This is a genomic window from Paenibacillus sp. FSL M7-0134 (assembly GCF_038007865.1).
GTDB classification, from domain to species: domain Bacteria; phylum Bacillota; class Bacilli; order Paenibacillales; family Paenibacillaceae; genus Paenibacillus; species Paenibacillus polymyxa_B.
On record NZ_JBBOXV010000001.1, the window covers coordinates 2,384,319 to 2,403,786 of the forward strand.

Genomic DNA, 19,468 nt, shown 5'->3' on the forward strand with positions numbered 1-19,468 from the left:
AAAGGGAGTTTTTTATTTATTTCTTATTCATCTCCACATCATGCTCTTTAGCAAGTGTGTTGACTTGTTCACCAAAATCTCTGAATAGCTTTCTACCTTCGCTGAGCTTGGTGTTACTTTCATTGACTAAGTTCAGATCCTGTTTATCCAACGCATCGAGCATCTTAATGAAGGCTTCCTTTTGAGTACTGGCGGCCTTGATGTAGGTTTCGTGGACGGCTCTTACCTCAGGAGTTTCCGTCTTTACAGCTTCTAACTTATCAACAAATTTGGTGTATTCCGGGATGATATCGTCTTTTAAAGCATTATATAGTGTAACATCATCTGTAAAGTTATCTCCAGTCACAGCTTCATACTTATCAGTAACTGCTTTTTCATCTTGTGCCAAAGGAAGCATTCCATCATTTACATACGTGATTAAATCTTTTTTTATCGGATCGGTAGAGCAGGCTGCCAAAATGGAGAAGCAACATAATACTAACATAAACACGCTAAGTTTTTTCATCTGTATTCCCCTTTTTTATGTATGTTATGGGTAATTCGATTTATTTAATAGTCTTAAAGAACTATCCATATTATTTGATTATATCGTATAAATAAGAGAATGGTAGGATTTTTATGGTAAAATAGTGTCGAAATTAAGTTGATTAACCTAAACCTATTCACATGGAATTACAAATAAGAATGTTTTAAGAAGTATATTCCATTTGAACCAGAATTACTTTATGATAGAAAAGGACATCCTAGAATTTCCCTGTATATATTTGGAGAATGGTTGATTTTTTTTAATACATTTGAGAGGAGATTTCAGTATGCAAAGATTTAAAAAGGTGGTTTCAGTTACACTAAGCTCAATGCTCCTGCTTTCATTCGGTATGACGGCGAACGCGAGTGCAAGCCCAGAGGTGAAGACGGATCAAACGATTCAAGCAGTTTCCAATGTGCAGCTAACAACTGATAAGGAAAGTGTTATTGAACAATTAACACGCGCGGACAAGCCTGCCAGTATCACAGATTCGGTGTACACCATTACAGAAAATATTAACTTGGCGACACCACAGAAATCTGTATTGAAAAAGAGAGTTACCCCTTCGCTCAAAGCCAGTGCAAACTCAGTATCATCTAAAGCCGCAGCGACCGTAGCGACAGCGTCCACTGCTACATATTCCGGTACGATTACAGAAGAGGGAGGCACACAGTTTTTATATCCGATCTATTTGCAGCCGGGTGAATTGTTACAGGCTCAGTTGGATGGTCCATTTTCAGCCCAGCTTGACTATGACTTATACCTGTATGAGTTTGATATGGCGACAGGCGATATTAATTCCAATCCAATAGATGTTTCCAACTACGGGAATTATGTTAACAATTATGAGCAAGGAGCTGCTTCTCTTCCTGAAAACGTAGGAGCTCGCAACTCGATCGGAGCTGAAAAGGCTTACGCGCTTGCGGTTCATGCCAAGAAGGGGGCTAGCATTAATGACCTTTTCTATTTAACTGTAGCAGTAAGCTCCAACTATGATGCCTATGAGCCGGATGACAGTGCCTTTCATGCTTATAATTTTACTGTTAACGACAAAGGCTCCTCGATTAACTTCCGCACCATCCATTCCGCTATAGACAACGATTGGTATCAAGTTACAGTACCGGCCGGCCGTAATTATGATGCATTAAATGTGAAGCTGGACAGCACTTCGGAAAGCTATGGGTACAAAGCGGAAGTATATGCAGCTCTTACTGGCAATCAAATGGTGCTTCTACCGCAAACCAATCATAATGTTACCCTAAACACAGGGATCTACTATGTACGAGTGCACAGCACAAGTCAGTATTCAGCCGACCATTTGTATACACTATCGATTAAACCAGTGCTTCGAGCTGGCAAAATTGAAATTACCGGCTATAACTCCAATGGCTATTATGATTATCCGACATATTCTTACGGTCGTCATTATCGTATTAACGGAGGCAGCAGTCTGATCGTGAACGGTGTTGTGAAAACAACAGATGGTCAACTGGTTCCCAATGCTCCTGTCACGGTCGTATGGCTGGATAAGAACTGGACCGAGAGCAGCGGTAACCGTACGAGAACGGCTTCTACGTACACCGATGATAGCGGTAAATTCAGTGTGACCCTTTCTCTTCCACAATCGACAGGAAAAAATGTAGATTATATAAGTGAAATTGGTTCCACACACTACTATGATCTTACAGGAGTTGCCGCTCAGGTCGATGGAACTTCGATTAGTGCGACGGACATTGTTTATCTGTTTGCTTATAGCTTGCGAAATTAAGATATGCTTTAATGTAGTTTTGATTCATGAGAGTCGCTTTTTTTGAATGGTTAGCTGAGGCTTTCCATTTCTGAAAGAGCGACTTTTCATGTTTATTCACCAAGAATAAGAAAATGGTCTTGTTTTCATAGATTACAAATAGAAATTGTTTTGCATAATATATTCCAATAGAACCAAAGATGATTTATGATAGAGCCATACAGCCTAGAAATCACCCTGGTTTATCCGGGGATAGCGGGAATTCCTTAAACCATTTGAGAGGGGATTTCAGTATGAAGAGGTTCAAAAAGGCTATTGCAGTTATGTTAAGCATGATGCTCCTGTTTGCTTTCGGAATGACTGCGAATGCGAGTGAAAGTACGGAGGCTACATCGGATCAAGCGATTAAAGTGGAATCCGATATTCAGCTAACAACTGGAAATGAAGACGTGATTAAGCGTTTAACGCGAGCAGACAAGCCAGACAACGTTACGTCTTCGGTTTATGTCATGCAAGAAAATCTCAACTTCAAGACACCAGAGACAACATCATTGAAAAGGGAACCCATTTCTTCGCTGAAGGCAAACCCAATGGCTGCATCAGCCACAGTTTCCTCTGCTACGTATTCCGGTACGATTACGCAAGAGGGAGGCACACAATTTTTATATCCGATCTATTTGCAGCCTGGTGAATTGTTGCAGTCCCAGTTGGATGGTCCATTTTCAGCCCAGCTTGACTATGACTTATACTTATATGAGTTTGATATGACGACAGGTGACATTAATCCTAATGCCATTGACGCATCCACCTATGGTACTTATTTTAACAATTATGAACAGGGGGCTGCCTCACTTCCTGAGAACGTAGGAACCCGTAACGCTACCGGATATGAAAAGGCATATGCGATTGCTGTTCATGCCAAAAAGGGTTCCAGCATCAATGATCCTTTCTATCTAACGGTCGATACAAGCTCCAGCTACGATGCATATGAACCAGATGAGAGTGCTTTCCATGCCTATAACTTTACCTTTAGTACGGGCGGTTCATCGCTTAATTCACGCTCCATTCATTCAGGCATTGATAATGACTGGTACCAAGTTACGATCCCTGCCAGCCGCAATTATGATGCTTTGAACGTAAAGCTTGATAGTGTTTCGGACGGTTATGGCTACAAAGCGGAAGTCTACGGAGCTCTTACAGGAAACCAAATGGCGCTTTTGCCGCAAACGAACCATAATGTCAGCTTAAATACAGGAACCTACTATGTGCGAGTGTACACAACCAATCAGTATTCACCCAATCATTTATACACACTTACACTGAAGCCAGTGCTTCGGGCTGGCAAAATTGAAATTACCGGCTATGATTCTGTTAATGGTCCTAATGATTATCCGAACTACTCATATGGTCGTCATTATCGGGTTAATCAACGCAGCAACCTTACCGTGAAGGGGGTAGTTAAGACAACTGATGGTTATCCAGTGGCAAATGCGCCTGTTGATGTGACTTGGTTGAATCAGAACTGGACTGAAAGCAGCGGAAATCGTACTCGTACAGGCACAGCTTATACGGACCAGAATGGAGCCTTTAGTGTGACTCTTTCCCTGCCATCTTCCACTGGAAGTATAGCGGAATACCTGTCTGGAGCCATCAGTTTTACACACTACTATGATCTATCAGGGGTAGCCGTTCAGGTGTCAGGTACTTCGATTATAGACACAGATATTGTATATCACTTTGCCTATAGTATTTATGGCGGCTGATGGACGGGTTATTAAGCTAACACTTAAGGTAACTTGTTGCTTGAATATTTTATATCTGAAACAAAAGTAGTTCGTTTCAATATTTGTTCAATTTTAGGACAAAGCATATGTTCATTCCATATATGCTTTGTCCGATATATATAGAAACAGGGTCACATTACACTATACATACGCCTTAGATTGCCTGTTACAAACATGACAGGAGGAAATAGAATGAATTTTGGACCTCTTAGAGCACAGCAAGCGATTCTTAATGCAAGTAGCTTACGGATCAATCCGACAAGCAAGCAAGCTCCACCACCCCAGCTTCATGAAGAACAGGTCTCCAGAGTGGTAGTTCAAGACTCCGTGGAGATTAGTGAAGCCGGTAGACAGTTGGCGGAAGGAGCTATTGTATCACAGGCTGCCAAGTATTTCGGTACAACACAGATCAATGATTCATTAAACCGGGTTTTGGAAGGTCAGCCAGAAGAAGTGTCTAATGCAGTGTACAGTATGATTGAATCTAATTTTATCGTCGACGGAACAGTAACGGATGAGAGTCAACGAGCTGTGCTGCTGGAGATGGGAGTTACTCAATCCAAGTATATTGCCGATCATTACATGGAAGGCGACAAGGCCAAAGAGTTTCTGGAAACCATGAACCAGATTGCTAGTATTGCTTTGACACGATCCACTGATCCAGAGACCGGAGATATTAGCTACACGACTCCAATAGATCGTCCGTCAGGTGCTCCTGAGGATTATGTCAAGCTGTCGGAAGTGATGAAGCAGGTTGATCCTCAAAAATATACTGCGTACATGAATGATATTAAAGGTGGAGGAAATGGGCTGAGCCAACTGTTAAATTTTGCGCAAAAGGTTCCTCAACATCCCGATTGGATTGAGAAATACAAGGAACGTACGGGACAGAACGCAGAGTTGCTCAATAACACACCGCTAAACAATCGGTTTGACAAAGCGGATACGACATCAGCTTCTGCTTTTATGAACAGTATGCAAAATCTTCTTAAGGAATCTTCCGCTACTCAGGATTCTTACATGCAGAATATGCGAGGATTTTTTCGGAACTTAGGCGTTCAGGTCCATTAACACTTTCAAATAATTTGTCAGTTCTGTTTACAACTTGCTCGGAACGAAGTATAATAGCTTCAAAACATACTCGTGATATAGAGGAAGCACCTCAAACTTAGGCATTAACGCCTTCGTTTGAGGTGCTTTTTCTATTTTATCCGAAGCGAGTTTGTAAAACTCTTTGAAAATAAAATAAAGTAAGGAGAAGTGTATGTATCGAAAAAATAAGCGAAAGGTAAGGAAGTATAGGAAGTGGGTGTACGGATTTTTGGCTGTAGTCCTACTATTAACGATAATTCCCATATTTCCGGAAAGGGTATCAGCTGCTACTCAGGAGATCATGGGAGGACCTTTTTGCCAAAACAATTTGCCGGGTGGAGGCGACAGTTGGGGCTCTTGGTCAGGAAGTGGGATAGGAGCAACGGAAGTATACACTGGCATGGGTTCGGCCAGGTATAAATGTGATGGTACTACGCAGCCGACAAATCGTTTTATTGATATTGGAAGATCTATTAAGACTTCTGATTATAGAATTTTTGTTTACATTGAAGGGTCGTATCATACTGATATATATACATCTAATAACGCAGCAGGCGACAGTTGGAGGCCTAACGGAACGAACTTATACACATGGACTAATGTAACGAAATTCTATGCCGATAGATTTTACCAGGGAAAATGGATAGATATCACCGACTCTATTACATTAAGGGATGTTCGATATTTCAGAGCGATGGGAACTAACCAACAGACAAGCAATGAAATATCCAAGTTTGGAATCCGTGTTATTCCCAAATCGGATTTCATGCCTAAACCACCGCAGATTCATGCAGGCGCTGAGGGCCAGGCTGTCACAGAATGGACCAAAGAACCTGTAACCGTGTGGATAAATGGGGACGTGGCTCCTGAAGGGCTAAAATACTATGAATATAGCCTGAATGGAGGAGCATTCCAGCCATACACAGGTCCCTTTACTGTATATGATCACGGTGTAAATACGATCTATGCCCGGACAGTAGACGTGAATAACCAGTATAGTGGTCTTTCTTCCGGGAATGTCCGAATAGACAAGATGCCACCAACTCCACCCATCCTAAACGCAACGGGAAACAGTAATGACTATACGATTTCATTACAACCGGGAACAGACGATTATTCTGGACTAGCCCATACTCAATTTCGTTTGACGGGCGTTGTGAATCAAGATTGGCAGGACTATGATGGAGTGTTTCATGTGAATAAAGATGGCAAAAGCACGGTACATGCACGCTCCATTGACGGCGTCGGTAATGTGAGCCAAGAAGTAAGCAAAGAAGTCACCATTGATAAAAAGGGACCGACTGCTCCTGTCATCCGGGCTAGTGAAACAGGCCCAACGAACCATGATGTGAATATTACCATTGATTCAGGAAGTGACCTTACAAATGGAATTAAGATGACACAGTATCGCTTGATTCCATCAGGGGAGTGGTTGACCTACAAGGGTACTTTTACATTAAATGCAGAAGGGATTTACGAATTATCAGCGCGGACGATCAATAATCTCGACGTGTCTAGTCCAATCGTGACTCAATCGGTCATGATTGATCGAACCAAGCCAACGCCTCCGAAAGTTACGTTTTCCGAGGTGACGATACCTACCGGATATACCAATAAGCCAGTGCAGTTTACTCTATCGGGTGCGACGGATACTACAGCAGTACATTATGAATATCAATTGGGTTCTGGCACCTATGTGTCTGGTTCGTCTGGAATATTAAATGGTTCGGGTATCGTAAAATTGACTGCTCAAGCTGTAGATGCAGCTGGGAATCGAAGTGATCCAGTATCCGCAATATCTTATATTGATTTGGAACCACCGACGATTCAACTGACGCCGGATTCGCGTGAATGGAAAGATACCCATATTCATGTGAGGATACGATATGCCGATCAGCATTCGGGGATTGAGTCATCCACAATGCAGTATAAAATCACGAACAGCCCTGATTCACCAGAAAACTGGGATGCTTCAGCCGATACAACAATCCAGATGGATCTTTTAGATGAAGGTGAATGGTATGTTCATGCCAAGGTCAAAGACAGGGTGGGTAACATTTATGAAACGGTCAGCAGTGCACTTCGCATTCAAAGGCAGCCCCAGTCGGTTGTGCTCTCTGCGACATCCATACGAAATACAGAAGCTGATTTGCAGTGGACTCTCCCGTCTGGTCTTGATGATGGTTACGTTTATACAGTCCGAAATCTAACAACTAATGAGGTTTGGGATGTTACGCATCCGACAAATTCTTTTACAGATAGAGGGCTACAAGGAGGACGGCAATACGAATATGAAGTGCGTTCTAGTAATCATGTGGGAGGTAATGCGTATTCTAATCGAGTCCATATATTAACGTTACCTGATGCCCCTGAGCATATCCAGTTACGACCTGTCTCTCGTCATTCTGCAGAAATCATGGCTGACTTTACGCCAGTCTCATCAGCTAACAAATATAATATTACAGCAGCAGACGTAAGTACGGGAGAAATCATATTTAAGGATACGGTTACACAGGATGTGTATAATCCAATTACGGGAATCAAGCCTGGTAAATATTACGATGTTTCTGTATCAGCTATTAATGACACTGGAGAGGGTACAGCAAAGCATGTATCTTTTCTAAGTCTACCAGACAGCCCGAACGGATTCCGAAATGTAACTGTAAGAGAAGATGGAATCGACTTGAAGTGGAATTCTGTAATCACTGCCACCTACTACGCCCTAGAACGTGACGAAGTATCGGTTTATAAAGATGTGTATACAGAATTCACCGACACTGATCTTCAGGCGGGAACTGAGTATGGTTATAACGTTTCCGCTGAAAATGCAACAGGATTCGGAGACTATGCTCATCTGGGAGTCATCACTTTACCTGATCGAGTAGCTACATTATCGAGTGTGACGAAGGATGTGTATGCTATCGGTGTTTCGTGGCAGGATGTGCAGGGGGCTGAAGGATACATCTTGAATGTTAACGATGAACCGAAGGTGCGGGTTGCGCGTGGTATCCACTCGTATACTTTTGAGGGCTTGCCTGCTGGTAGATCTGCCAATATTAAAATACGAGCCTACAATCGAAGTGGCACGGGTAAAGATACATCTATCAACGCATTAACACTACCTGATTCGGCTATACAACTTGCAACTGTAGATGTTTGCGAGCACGATGCCACATTAATATGGGCCCCAGTTGATGGGGCAACTCAATATAAGGTAACGATCAACGGTCAAAATTATTATAGTACGGAACCACGTGTGGTTGTTTCTGGTTTAACAGGTGGGAGAAACTATGATTTTCAAGTGAGCAGTGGGAACAGTAGTGGTTTCAGCCAGCCAGCGTTGGGTGACCTGCTGACACTTCCTCCTGAAGTACAAAATGTTAATGTTACAGCACTTGAGGGTGGCCAGATTTCACTGAGCTGGGAAGAAATCAAGAGCGCTTATCAATATACTGTAACCCGTAAAGATACGGGGGAAGTTTTTAACACCAGAGATGCTCATATTAAACTTTCAGATATCCAGCCTGGTATGATTTACTCGTTTGGTATACAGGCTGTGAATACAACGGGGGAAGGTAATACAGCTCCCTTCACGTATCGCGCTTTACCAGGTCAAATACCAGACAATAGATTGACAGTGAAAGAAGTAACAGATACCGATTTGGTTGTTACGTGGAAAGAAGCTTCGGGTGCAGATGCTTACAATGTCTACCAAAACGAGGTGCTTATCGGTCATACGACCACCCATGAATTTAAAGTAGATGGATTGGACAGTTCTACAGTGTATCGTATTACCATTAAGCCAGTGAACACAAGTGGTGAAGGTAAGCAGACAGAAGGTCAGGTCGAGACGCTGCCGTCTCCAGCGTTTGCGTTTTTGAAGACGGAAACAACGAATAGTGAATTTATCATCCATTGGGAATCAGACCATGAGAATGATATTTTCGTCCTTGCCAGTGAAGGAGGAACAGAGCTATATCGTGGTAAGGATCGAAGCTATATCTGGAGACAACTTAAAGAGAAGCAGTTGTATACAGTTCAACTTTGGGCAGAAAATAGTCAAGGAAAACGCACAGAGGCAAAACAAGCGCATGGAAAAACAACGGGTAATACTGTGGACGTAGGTGGCGGAGCAGGAGGGGCGGAGAGTGTAAAACCGATTCAGCCTGTTATAAAGGAACCGATAGAAACAGAGCACATTCAGGATTCAACCGTTGAGAAGAAGCCAAATCATTTTAGTGACATTGATCGGATATTTAATAAAGAAAAAATAAATGTGCTTGCCGATTTGGGTATAGTAAAGGGAATAACCCACACGCTGTTTGAGCCGAACAGACCTGTAACGCGTATGGAGTTCACTTCTATGCTGGTCCGTTCCTTGAAATTACCGCTCGAAACAGATGTGACTTTAGGTTTCGAGGATATCAATCCATCGGCGTGGTACGTTGATCTTCTCAAAACGGCGATTAAAGATCAGGTCGCTCGCGGGTTTAGTAATAGAGAATTTGGCCCAGATCGGGTCATTAACCGTGAGCAGGCGGCTAAAATGGTGAATAACATTATCAAGGCTACACCACAGCAAGAAAGCAGTGCATACTCGGATTCCTCTCAAATTGTCGAGTGGGCCAGAAAGGATGTACTTGGTCTAACGGAGATAAATTTAGTACAAGGATATCCAGATGGTAGCTTTCGGGCCAAGCAGGAGGTCACACGTGCGGAAGCGGCTGAGATGATTTATAACATGCTTCAAATGAAATAGAACCAATCAAGGGGCGGCGTTGGCCAGCCCCTTTTTTTGTGTGTACTAACTTAACTTATTCCGCAATAGCGGGGTTTATATTGGATGCTCTGTAGGCAGGAACACCATTAATGAGTGCGGTTTTTAGCTGAATATATCGTATACCATAATAGGAGGTTGTACTACTCATCCCAGATGAAAGTACAGTTATTTTATAATATGAAAAAGGAATCTCATTACTAAATTGATAGGTTGTTTTTGCAGTGGTTGGCAAAGCTTCGACTTCACCTAACCTAAACCAATTTTCTCCGTCATTAGAGCCGTAAAAAGAAAATGAAAGTATAAAAGCTCGAGAAGATGGTTGAGCTAAAAGAATATCATTGATCGTCTTACCTGTATCTAATTTGAAGATGATTTCTCCACCTTTACCGCTTAAACTACTTTCCCAATATAGATTATTATCGATTAAAACATTTTTCGGAAAAGTATTTTTAGAATCTCCGTTCGTTGAAACATTTTCCTCTGCTATAACAACAGGATCCACGGAAAAAGTATAGTCGTCTGGATTTTGACTGAATTTTGCCATGTTGAAATTCCTCCTTAAGTTTAATTTTTGAATGTGTCGAAAAGGTTGATTCATATCATTTATATGAAACTCTCTATGAATATATTCCTTGATGATGGAATGCATACTAGTTATACACTTATTATTTGGGAGATGGCATCTTCCCTTTGGATTGGGAAGTTTGTTTTAGTACTGTTGAGGAATATAAAAGAAAATTATTTGAGAAGTACACCGCTTCCCAAGAATATAATGATTTTGTAATAGGTGGATTTAATGTGCTTACCGACAAAATAGATGCGATTCTGAATTATGCTTTAGAGAACTTTCGAAAAGAATTTCCTCATAATTATGAGTTGCGTTGTCCGGCTATGATATTTCCGTTGCCAAGAGGCGATGAAAGTAATGGTGCTGAGTTTGCTATTATTTTAAAACGAGATGAAGATGGAGATACAATGGTCTATTCGCCACTTCCATTGTCATATCTAGAAAGAAGTTAATACTCTACTGAAAGAAAATGGGGAAACCAAGTGATGAATAATGTAAAGCGTATCCCGGGTTTTCCTCTGGCTATATGGAGTGCGTTGATTTGTGTCGAAGAGATCTCTATGCTTCGAATTAAGTATTGGAGGTTGCTCCAGAAAGATATCCGGCAAATTGTTACGGAGCAGTTTTCGGAGTACAGGCACGGATGGGCACCTGCCTACATACAATAAACAGACCGCAAGCCCGGTAAGTAACAAAGGCCGGTAAGTTCGCAACTACCTCAGGAGGTGTCATCCGTGCCCGGACTATTTAGCGCTATCGCTCTGTTCATCAAGGAATTGACGCTACTCGTTTCCTACGTGAAAAACAACGCCTTTCCGCAGCCATTGACTGAGAAAGAGGAAGCTCGACACCTAAAGCTGTTTGCCGAAGGCAATGCACACTCCCGTAACACACTCATTGAGCATAACCTACGGCTGGTGGCCCATATTGTGAAAAAATTCGATAACACCGGCGAAGATTTGGAGGATCTTATATCCATCGGCACCATCGGACTGATCAAGGCCATTGAAAGCTTTCAGACCGGGAAAGGCACCAAGCTGGCAACATTTGCAGCCCGTTGTATAGAAAATGAAATCCTGATGCATTTGCGATCTCTGAAAAAAACACGCAAAGACGTATCTCTCCACGATCCTATAGGGACTGATAAGGAAGGAAACGAAATTACTTTGATTGATATCCTCGGCACCGAGGCGGACGATATTGTAGATAAAGTACAACTTAAAATCGAGAAGAGTAAAATCTATCGCAACCTGGATATTTTAGATGAGCGTGAAAAAGAAGTGGTGATTGGCCGTTTCGGTCTGGAAGCCGGAGGAGAGGAACGAACACAGCGGGAAATTGCCAGAGAGCTGGGGATTTCGCGTTCGTATGTGTCCCGCATTGAAAAGCGTGCATTAATGAAGCTGTACCATGAATTTTACAAGCAGAAGGGGTAATGGATAAGGAGATATATGAAGCCGCTTGAGGCCCTTAACAGGGCCTTTTTAGGTCTTTTTCATAGTTCAATTACTTGCTTCTTTTCAGAGGCGTGTTTAAATTGCATCCCCCTCTGCCCATCCAATATTCTTATATAAAGCTATCCTATAAAAATAACTGCTCCTTTACGCTGAAAAGCGCTAGGCAATTTTTCTATAAGTGTGGTTAATCGTTCAATAAGCTTTAATTCCCGAATATCTTTAATACTGTCAAGATGGGGAATATCAGATGAACTATTCTTTGTTGCTCATGTAGAGAACGCGTTGTTTTCTAGTTCATTAATTCGATTCCGGGTCTTTGTTCAAATGATCTCTATAAAGGATCTTCTCCTGACCAGTGAACAGCATACGCTTGTCTTTTTGTTTTAATCAACATGCTCAGTACTCGTACACTGTTTTTTTTCGCTTAAATAATAACTATTTTGCTATGTATTTTCATTTAAAACGCAAATAAAAGCCTGTAGTGTTTTTCTACACTACAGGATAAAAATGCTTGATATATTGGGTATTTTCACTTCATCAGGACAAGCTCCTTCGCTAGTTGGCTCTCTTGGATTGAATTTATTTTCCTACATACTCATCCAAAAAGCGATCTACTCTTTTGAAATATTCAGTGGGGTAATGGTTGATGGCATCGATGTGCTCCGTATTTTGCGGGTACCATACTTCTGCTTTTGGGTTATCTTTTAAGGACTCGTAAATAATTTCTGTATTTTTATAACTAATTTGCTGATCTCCAGTACCATGAATAAGCATAACTGGCTTGTCTTGCATCTTTTTTACCGCATCCATAGGAGATATGGAATCAAGATCAACCTTAAAGGCCCAATTTGCCATCCATGTCGATGTATAACTGAATGGAAACGCAGGTAAACCTGAAAAGAAGGGCAAACCCTCTCTCAGAAATAGACCAGCATTACGAAAAGGACTATCTGCAATTACGGCTTTGATGTCATCACTTTCACTAGCGGCTAGCAAAGAAGTAGCAGCACCCATTGAAAAGCCGATAACTCCAATCTTATCACCCATATGGTCTCTGGATTTTAAATAGCTTACAGCTCCTAGCAAATCGTATTTTTCATTGAAGCCCAGTGTAATCAAATCACCATCGGATTTACCTTGTGAGCTGAGGTCAAATGCCAATACATTGTAGCCTTTCGGAACGAAATGCTCTACTAACTTTTGGGTCCGCCCTTTGACTAAACGATTGCTCGTATATCCATGGACGACAATAATCGTCTTATTACTTGATTTACCAGGAAGACCACTTGCAGGAAAGAAGGAACCTCTAATCGTATTATCATTTTTCAAACTCTTGAACTCGACCTCTTCGTAGGGAGTTTTATCCATATTCAATTCGTAGCTGACATTAGTGTCTCTAGGATGGTGCAACAAGGTGTCTACTACTTTATAAGATATAAAAAATACAAGAGCCATCACAAGCAAAAGCACGATCCCTAGGCTCCATAAAATTTTCTTTCGTTTTTTTACACGAACGTTAAATGTTAGATCGGGTTGTAATGATGCCTGACTCATTCAGACTCCTCCAGTTTTTCTTTAGGTTGTATGGGTGCGAACAAATAAAAGGCATGCCCCTTCAGATTTTCCCACTCGGGATGATGAATAATACTTTCTGCAAGAGTTAAGCCCACTCCATTTAAGAAAGAGATATAGGCACGAGAGATCATTGCTGGAGAAAAGCTTTTGTTGAATTCTCCCATTAACTGTCCCTTGGCATAGACGCATTCGATCGCATCTGTCATTACCTTTATACTTTCAAGGACCTTCTGTGTAAGTTCAGGGAATCTTATTCGTTGTCCTAAGACAGATTGAACAAGCCGCAATTCATTTATATAGAAGTAGATATGGTTGAATTGTTCTGCCACCATGTTCTTAATCAATACGCCCGGCGTCTCCTCTTGTTGTAGACAAGCAAGCGATTTCGCCTGAATATCAGCAAGCGGCTCAAGAACAGCGGCGTAGTATAAAGCTTCTTTGCTAGGGAAATATTGAAAAATGGTTCCAGGAGTCACTCCCACACTCTGCGCAATGATTGCCGTTGTGGTATTAGAATATCCACTTTCTGCGAACAGGACAACAGCTTCTTCTAGGATACGTTTACGCCGCTCCAGTTTTTTTTCTTCATTGATGGGTCTTGCCAAATGTATTCCCCTCTCTTTAAACTAAACTTTGATTAATTAAATGATTGATTATTTAATTAATAATATATCTTAAATTACGACTTATAGCAAGAGTGAATTTATCTTACTTACGAGCAGGGTGAACCTCAACAATAAAAATAAGCCGTAGTGCTGCCCAACATGCGCCTCCGGCTTGTTTTTATCAGGTTATTTTGGATGAGTACATTGAAAGCTTTCGGACCGGGAAAGGCACCAAGCTGGCAACATTTGCAGCCCGTTGTATAGAAAATGAAATCCTGATGCATTTGCGATCTCTGAAAAAAACACGCAAAGACGTATCTCTCCACGATCCTATAGGGACTGAAAAGGAAGTCACGAATTGAAAAGCGCGCGCTGATGAAGTTGTACCATGAGTTTTACAAACAGAAGGGGTAATGGATAAGGAGATACGTTGAACTCCCGCAGTATTTGAAGGCCCTAATCAGGGCCTTTTTTCATTACTTGTATTTCGAACAGAATTCAAAAGGGTATGGGTAGAGCGCAGGATCATGATTATGACATCAGCTGGACGAATAACCTTACGGAACGCGGACGTAGTGGCGAGTCTAAATTTTCGCACGATGACTCTACGAGAAAATTTGTTTATACTTTAACTACTTAATAGTGAATGCAATGGATATGAGGTGGAACTAATGATTCTGGTAAGTTCGTGTTTGGCGGGCATGAAGGTACGATATAACGGGACGGATAGCCTGGATGTACATATTCAGAAGTTGGTAGAGGAAAAGAAGGCTATGACAATCTGTCCTGAGCTTTTGGGGGGCTTTGTGACTCCGAGAGAGCCTGCTGAGATTGTTGGAGGGACAGGGGAGGATGTGCTGAACGGCACAGCCAAGGTGGTCGAGTTTTCAGGCAACGATGTCAGCAATATGTACATTAGAGGTGCGTACGAAGCCCTGAATATAGCCAGAGAGGTTAACGCAACATTTGTTGTTTTAAAAGAAAATAGCCCGTCCTGCGGATCAGCAGCAATATATAATGGGTCATTCGAAAACCGTAAAATAGCAGGTAACGGGGTAACCTCGGCTTTGTTAAAAAAGGAAGGCTTTAAGGTCATATCGGAAGAACAAATATCGGATATTTTCTTGGATTAAATATGAAATGGTAGATCAAGCGCCTTGCTAGCTTACAGGCTTATACCTGCGAGCGCAAGACGCTTGTTTGTGCTGTGTGTCGCTATACAATTAGACATCACATTATTTAAGCTTTAATGCAAGAATTCCTAGGTATTCCTTGAGGGCTGTTCCGGTTGTAGACATGGCCCCAGCAGACGGCGAGAGCTTGCCAGCATACAGTGCCAGCTTTTCACTTGCCAGATAGTCGGTAGGATAAGCTATGACCTGCATGCCTGCACGCTGAAATTCCAGTGCAGCACGTGGCATATGGAAAGCGGAGGTCACCAGAACAGGTCTAGTGAGTTGATGTTTTCCCAAAATTTGCGATGTATATACGGCATTTTGCTGTGTGTTCAAAGAACGGTTTTCGATCAGAATGTCCTTTGCCGGAATACCGAGTCCTAGTAGCTGCCTCTGCGCAATATTTGCTTCATTACCACTGTCTCCAAACACTTGCCCGCCGGAGAAAAGAATAGGTAAGCCTGTTGCTTCGTGCAGTCGGGCCGCAGTGAGCAGTCGATTAGCCGCAGATCCTAGCAGATTGCCTTGTCCATTGATGTCGGGGGTTCCCTGTGTGGCTCCGCCCCCAAGTACGACAATGACATCGCCTTGAACGGTACGGGGTTGTGAGTACTGTTTTTCCAGGCTACTGATTAACAAATCTCCAGCCAAATTGGTCGAGGAAACATACAGCAGCAATGTGACAAGAAGCAATACGACCGCAGGTATACGTGCCCTTTTCCATAGCCAGATCACGAGCCCTGCCATCACCAGGATGAACAAACCGGGAGGGAGCACAAAGCTGTACAAAAATTTGATGATATAAATCAAGTGCAGACAACCTCCTATCCTTATAAGCTTTATCTATCTTTTTGGTATATTGTAACATAGGAAAATGACTGGATTCCTCTGTCCGAAGACATACCTCGATGAACAAGCGGGCATGAAAGGTGGAGCTTTCCAATACATATTTTTTGTTTGATAAAGTTGTTCTGTAGGCGTAGTATATAAAGTCTAGTGATTTTTTTCATAGAGGAGCGAGAGCGTCATGGGAGAGTTAACGACAGCCAAGCGGATAATGATGATCGCGCTGCTGGTTGTATTATGGGGCATTTCTTGGCCCATTTATAAAGTGGCATTGGAATTCACACCTCCATTGTTGTTTGCAGGGCTACGTACACTGCTGGGCGGTCTGCTATTAGGAGCAATTTTAGTACCGAGATGGAATCGCATTCGTTGGAAAGAAAATTGGCGGGTGTATGCTATTTCAGGTATTTTTAACGTGGTACTGTTTTATGGCCTGCAAACAGTGGGACTGATGTACGTCCCCTCCGGCTTGTTTTCTGTGCTGGTATATCTCCAGCCTGTGTTGGTCGGTATTTTTGCATGGATGTGGCTAGGGGAAGCGATGTCCAGACTCAAGGTGATTGGATTGATCATCGGATTTTTGGGCGTTGCAGCTGTCAGTGTGGGCGGATTTTCAGGGCATGTGGCTGTGGCAGGTGTAATCATCGCCATTATTACAGCCGTGAGCTGGGCATTGGGAACGGTATATGTGAAAAAGGTAAACCAGCGTGTGGATTCGCTGTGGCTGGTTGCATTCCAATGTACACTGGGAGGCATCGTGCTGACGGGAGCTGGAACGGTGACGGAAAACTGGTCGGATATCGTATGGAATGTCCCGTATGTGTCAGGGCTGATATTCGGCACGGTGTTGGGAATTTCACTTTCCTGGTTGCTGTATTTCACACTTGTTAATTCAGGGGATGCGAGTAAGGTTGCGTCTTATACGTTTTTGGTGCCTGTGATCTCGGTGTTTGTCAGCTCGTTGGTGCTGGGCGAAGCGATTACGGCTTTCCTGCTTATCGGGTTAATCTTAATCGGGCTTAGCATTTATTTGGTTAATCGCAGAGCGAGAGTAGTACGACAAGCTTGAGCGTAGTAGTTGAAACCAAGAGATTGAAAGATAGAACTTGAAACTATAGTAACAACAAGGGACTCTTGCACAGTAGCAGGGTCCCTTTTTATATGCCGACAGGAGACACAGCAACGTGGGCTTTGACCTGCCTAATTCGAGAGTTTAAGGGGTTTCCTCCCTGGGGAGTTGGTTAAGATTATGATATGGATGACAGCATACAACCAAGCAAAGAAGGGAGATGCGGACGATGGCACGAAAATTGTTGATTACAGGTGCAGCAGGTACAATTGGGAAAGTATTGTATGAAGGGCTAAAAGCGGAAGGTAAATATGAAATAATCGCTGCTGATGTGAAGAGGGATGAAGAGGCAGGGATTGTGGAAATGGATATACATGATGCTGCACGACTGGCTGAGCTTACACGCGGAGTGGATACGGTACTGCATTTTGCATGGATCAAGGATGAAGGGGATTTCCTCGGCAAAGTGCTGTCTGGCAATGTTAGTGGAGCCTACAAGCTGTATGAAGCTGCGGTGAAAAATGGGGTAAAACGCATTGTTTTTGCCAGTTCCAATCATGCCACAGGGTTTTATAAAGTAGGCGAAAGCATAGATGTAGAAGATCCCTACCGACCAGACAGTTTTTATGGATTGAGTAAGTGCTACATTGAACTGTTAGGCCGGCTGTATGCCGATCAGGGCAAAATATCTTCAATGAATATCCGTATCGGAAATTTTCCTGGAGATGATCGGCCCCATTCGGAGCGCGCCGCTCATATTTGGATCTCTGATCGCGATATGATCCGTCTGACCGTCTGCTGTATCGAAGCTCGTCCGGAGATGAGTTATCTTAATTTGTACGGTACGTCAGCCAATACGGATAATTATTATGACATTGGCTACTTGGAAGAACAAATCGGATATAAGCCGCAGGATAACGCCGCCGAGCTGCTGGAGCAGGCAAAGAAAATCGGATTTTGGGTAAAACAGGATGAAACCACATTCCAGGGTGGGCAAAAGGAGTAGATTAGATCGTTCAAATATGCTTTATGAATAGGCTTAAGGCGTCGATTAGACGCCTCATATTACACAAAACTTCACAAATATCCGAATTGTTCACTCCTCAGGACACTCCTTTGTTCATGAAGCATGAGAGGCTTCACTTTTCATTTTGAATGCGCTTACATAAAATATAGTTATACGGCGGCGGTGCTACAAACTTTGCTGTCGGTAACGTATACAGAGGGGGAGTGACTCACATTGAATCAGCCTATGCCCAAAAATTCTGCAATGCTTACAACGGATTCCCGCCTGAACGGTAAGAGGCTGGGAACGGGTAGGAAACACGGGTTCTTCTATGAACTGTTCCGCAATCGGGTATTATTTTTGATGTTGTTGCCCACTTTAATTTTTTTCTTCATTAATTCCTACATTCCTATGGTGGGTATTTATTATGCATTTACCCAGTTCGACTTTAATACCAGCCTGTTTGATGCCAAGTTCGTCGGACTCCAAAATTTTCGCTTTCTATGGCAATCCGGCACGCTGACAAAACTGACATTGAATACGGTCGGATACAATGCAGCGTTTATTTTACTCGGTAACGTGCTAGCGATTGTTCTCGCTATTTTGCTGAATGAGCTGCGAGGCCGCTACTTTAAAAAGATCGCTCAATCCGTGATGTTCCTGCCTTATTTTGTTTCTTTCGTTATTCTAAGTGTTATCGTGTATAACATATTTAATTATGATAATGGTTTCCTGAATACGCTGCTGCTGCAATTTGGTGGTGAACGCGTGGATGTATACAACAAACCATGGGTATGGATTTTCCTGATTATCCTGTTCTATTTATGGAAAAATCTCGGCTACAGTATGGTGATCTATCTAGCAGCGATTACAGGTATCAGTGACGAATATTATGAGGCAGCTAAAATGGATGGGGCCAACATTTTTCAACGAATCTGGTACATTACCGTTCCTATGCTCAAATCGACATTCGTTGTGCTGCTGTTGTTTGCGCTTGGTAGTATTATGAAAGGACAATTTGATCTTTTCTATCAGTTAATCGGAAACAATGGGGTGCTGTACAATACGACGGATATTTTGGACACTTATGTGTACCGTTCGCTGAAAGTAACTTTTGATGTGGGGATGGCTTCGGCGGCAGGCGTATACCAATCATTGTTCGGCTTTGTACTGATCATGACCGTGAACTATATCATCCGCAAGTTGAACGACGAGTATGCCTTATTCTAGAAAGGAGG

Annotated in this window: 15 protein-coding genes and 1 pseudogene; 11 read left to right on the forward strand and 5 right to left on the reverse strand. The window is 42.5% G+C overall.

Translation table 11 applies throughout. The features are described 5' to 3' along the window. Positions 1–16 precede the first annotated feature (16 nt). Positions 17–505: a hypothetical protein gene (locus NSQ58_RS10675; RefSeq protein ID WP_023989558.1), complete on the reverse strand. Its 489-nt coding sequence runs from the start codon at positions 503–505 to the stop codon at positions 17–19. 307 nt (positions 506–812) lie between these two features. Here NSQ58_RS10675 and NSQ58_RS10680 point away from each other — a divergent pair, with 307 nt between their 5' ends. From NSQ58_RS10680 to NSQ58_RS10695, 4 genes are all read left to right on the forward strand, one after another. Then, positions 813–2,294 (forward strand): Ig-like domain-containing protein, encoded by a 1,482-nt coding sequence (locus tag NSQ58_RS10680; RefSeq protein WP_341057376.1) that lies wholly within the window; start codon positions 813–815, stop codon positions 2,292–2,294. Positions 2,295–2,566: 272 nt separating this feature from the next. Continuing rightward, positions 2,567–4,036 (forward strand): hypothetical protein, encoded by a 1,470-nt coding sequence (locus NSQ58_RS10685; RefSeq protein WP_023989556.1) that lies wholly within the window; start codon positions 2,567–2,569, stop codon positions 4,034–4,036. Positions 4,037–4,249: 213 nt separating this feature from the next. After that, complete coding sequence (locus NSQ58_RS10690) at positions 4,250–5,128, forward strand: hypothetical protein (RefSeq protein WP_023989555.1); 879 nt, start codon at positions 4,250–4,252, stop codon at positions 5,126–5,128. A gap of 193 nt (positions 5,129–5,321) precedes the next feature. Beyond that, positions 5,322–9,908 (forward strand): fibronectin type III domain-containing protein, encoded by a 4,587-nt coding sequence (locus tag NSQ58_RS10695; protein WP_341057377.1) that lies wholly within the window; start codon positions 5,322–5,324, stop codon positions 9,906–9,908. 55 nt (positions 9,909–9,963) lie between these two features. Here the strand turns inward: NSQ58_RS10695 and NSQ58_RS10700 are convergent, their stop codons facing one another. Continuing rightward, a complete protein-coding gene (locus NSQ58_RS10700; protein WP_023989553.1) occupies positions 9,964–10,473 on the reverse strand; it encodes a discoidin domain-containing protein in 510 nt (169 codons plus the stop codon). 146 nt (positions 10,474–10,619) lie between these two features. Here NSQ58_RS10700 and NSQ58_RS10705 point away from each other — a divergent pair, with 146 nt between their 5' ends. Both NSQ58_RS10705 and sigK read left to right on the forward strand, forming a co-directional pair. Beyond that, a complete protein-coding gene (locus tag NSQ58_RS10705) occupies positions 10,620–10,949 on the forward strand; it encodes a hypothetical protein (protein WP_226887735.1) in 330 nt (109 codons plus the stop codon). Between the two features lie 282 nt (positions 10,950–11,231). Then, a complete protein-coding gene (sigK, locus tag NSQ58_RS10710; RefSeq protein WP_013311218.1) occupies positions 11,232–11,933 on the forward strand; it encodes an RNA polymerase sporulation sigma factor SigK in 702 nt (233 codons plus the stop codon). Positions 11,934–12,533: 600 nt separating this feature from the next. Here sigK and NSQ58_RS10715 read toward each other — a convergent pair. Together NSQ58_RS10715 and NSQ58_RS10720 are read right to left on the reverse strand one after the other, a co-directional pair. Then, positions 12,534–13,508: an alpha/beta hydrolase gene (locus tag NSQ58_RS10715; RefSeq protein WP_076295475.1), complete on the reverse strand. Its 975-nt coding sequence runs from the start codon at positions 13,506–13,508 to the stop codon at positions 12,534–12,536. Continuing rightward, positions 13,505–14,134: a TetR/AcrR family transcriptional regulator gene (locus NSQ58_RS10720; RefSeq protein WP_341057378.1), complete on the reverse strand. Its 630-nt coding sequence runs from the start codon at positions 14,132–14,134 to the stop codon at positions 13,505–13,507. The genes NSQ58_RS10715 and NSQ58_RS10720 overlap by 4 nt, the downstream gene beginning before the upstream one ends. A gap of 203 nt (positions 14,135–14,337) precedes the next feature. Between NSQ58_RS10720 and NSQ58_RS10725 the strand changes: the two are divergent. Together NSQ58_RS10725 and NSQ58_RS10730 are read left to right on the forward strand one after the other, a co-directional pair. Further along, a pseudogene (locus tag NSQ58_RS10725) lies at positions 14,338–14,484 on the forward strand (sigma factor); the annotation flags it as partial. 321 nt (positions 14,485–14,805) lie between these two features. Next, complete coding sequence (locus NSQ58_RS10730) at positions 14,806–15,267, forward strand: DUF523 domain-containing protein (protein ID WP_068942415.1); 462 nt, start codon at positions 14,806–14,808, stop codon at positions 15,265–15,267. Positions 15,268–15,369: 102 nt separating this feature from the next. Here NSQ58_RS10730 and NSQ58_RS10735 read toward each other — a convergent pair whose 3' ends face one another. Next, positions 15,370–16,119: a YdcF family protein gene (locus NSQ58_RS10735; protein WP_068942413.1), complete on the reverse strand. Its 750-nt coding sequence runs from the start codon at positions 16,117–16,119 to the stop codon at positions 15,370–15,372. Between the two features lie 217 nt (positions 16,120–16,336). Between NSQ58_RS10735 and NSQ58_RS10740 the strand changes: the two genes are divergently transcribed. The 3 genes from NSQ58_RS10740 (at position 16,337) to NSQ58_RS10750 (ending at position 19,460) form a co-directional block, all read left to right on the forward strand. Further along, a complete protein-coding gene (locus NSQ58_RS10740; RefSeq protein WP_028540427.1) occupies positions 16,337–17,224 on the forward strand; it encodes a DMT family transporter in 888 nt (295 codons plus the stop codon). Positions 17,225–17,453: 229 nt separating this feature from the next. Beyond that, the gene (locus tag NSQ58_RS10745) at positions 17,454–18,230 is read left to right on the forward strand and encodes an NAD-dependent epimerase/dehydratase family protein (protein WP_028540428.1); all 777 of its coding nucleotides are present in this window, start codon (positions 17,454–17,456) and stop codon (positions 18,228–18,230) included. A gap of 234 nt (positions 18,231–18,464) precedes the next feature. Further along, positions 18,465–19,460: an ABC transporter permease gene (locus tag NSQ58_RS10750; protein ID WP_023989544.1), complete on the forward strand. Its 996-nt coding sequence runs from the start codon at positions 18,465–18,467 to the stop codon at positions 19,458–19,460. The last annotated feature ends 8 nt before the right edge of the window (positions 19,461–19,468 follow it).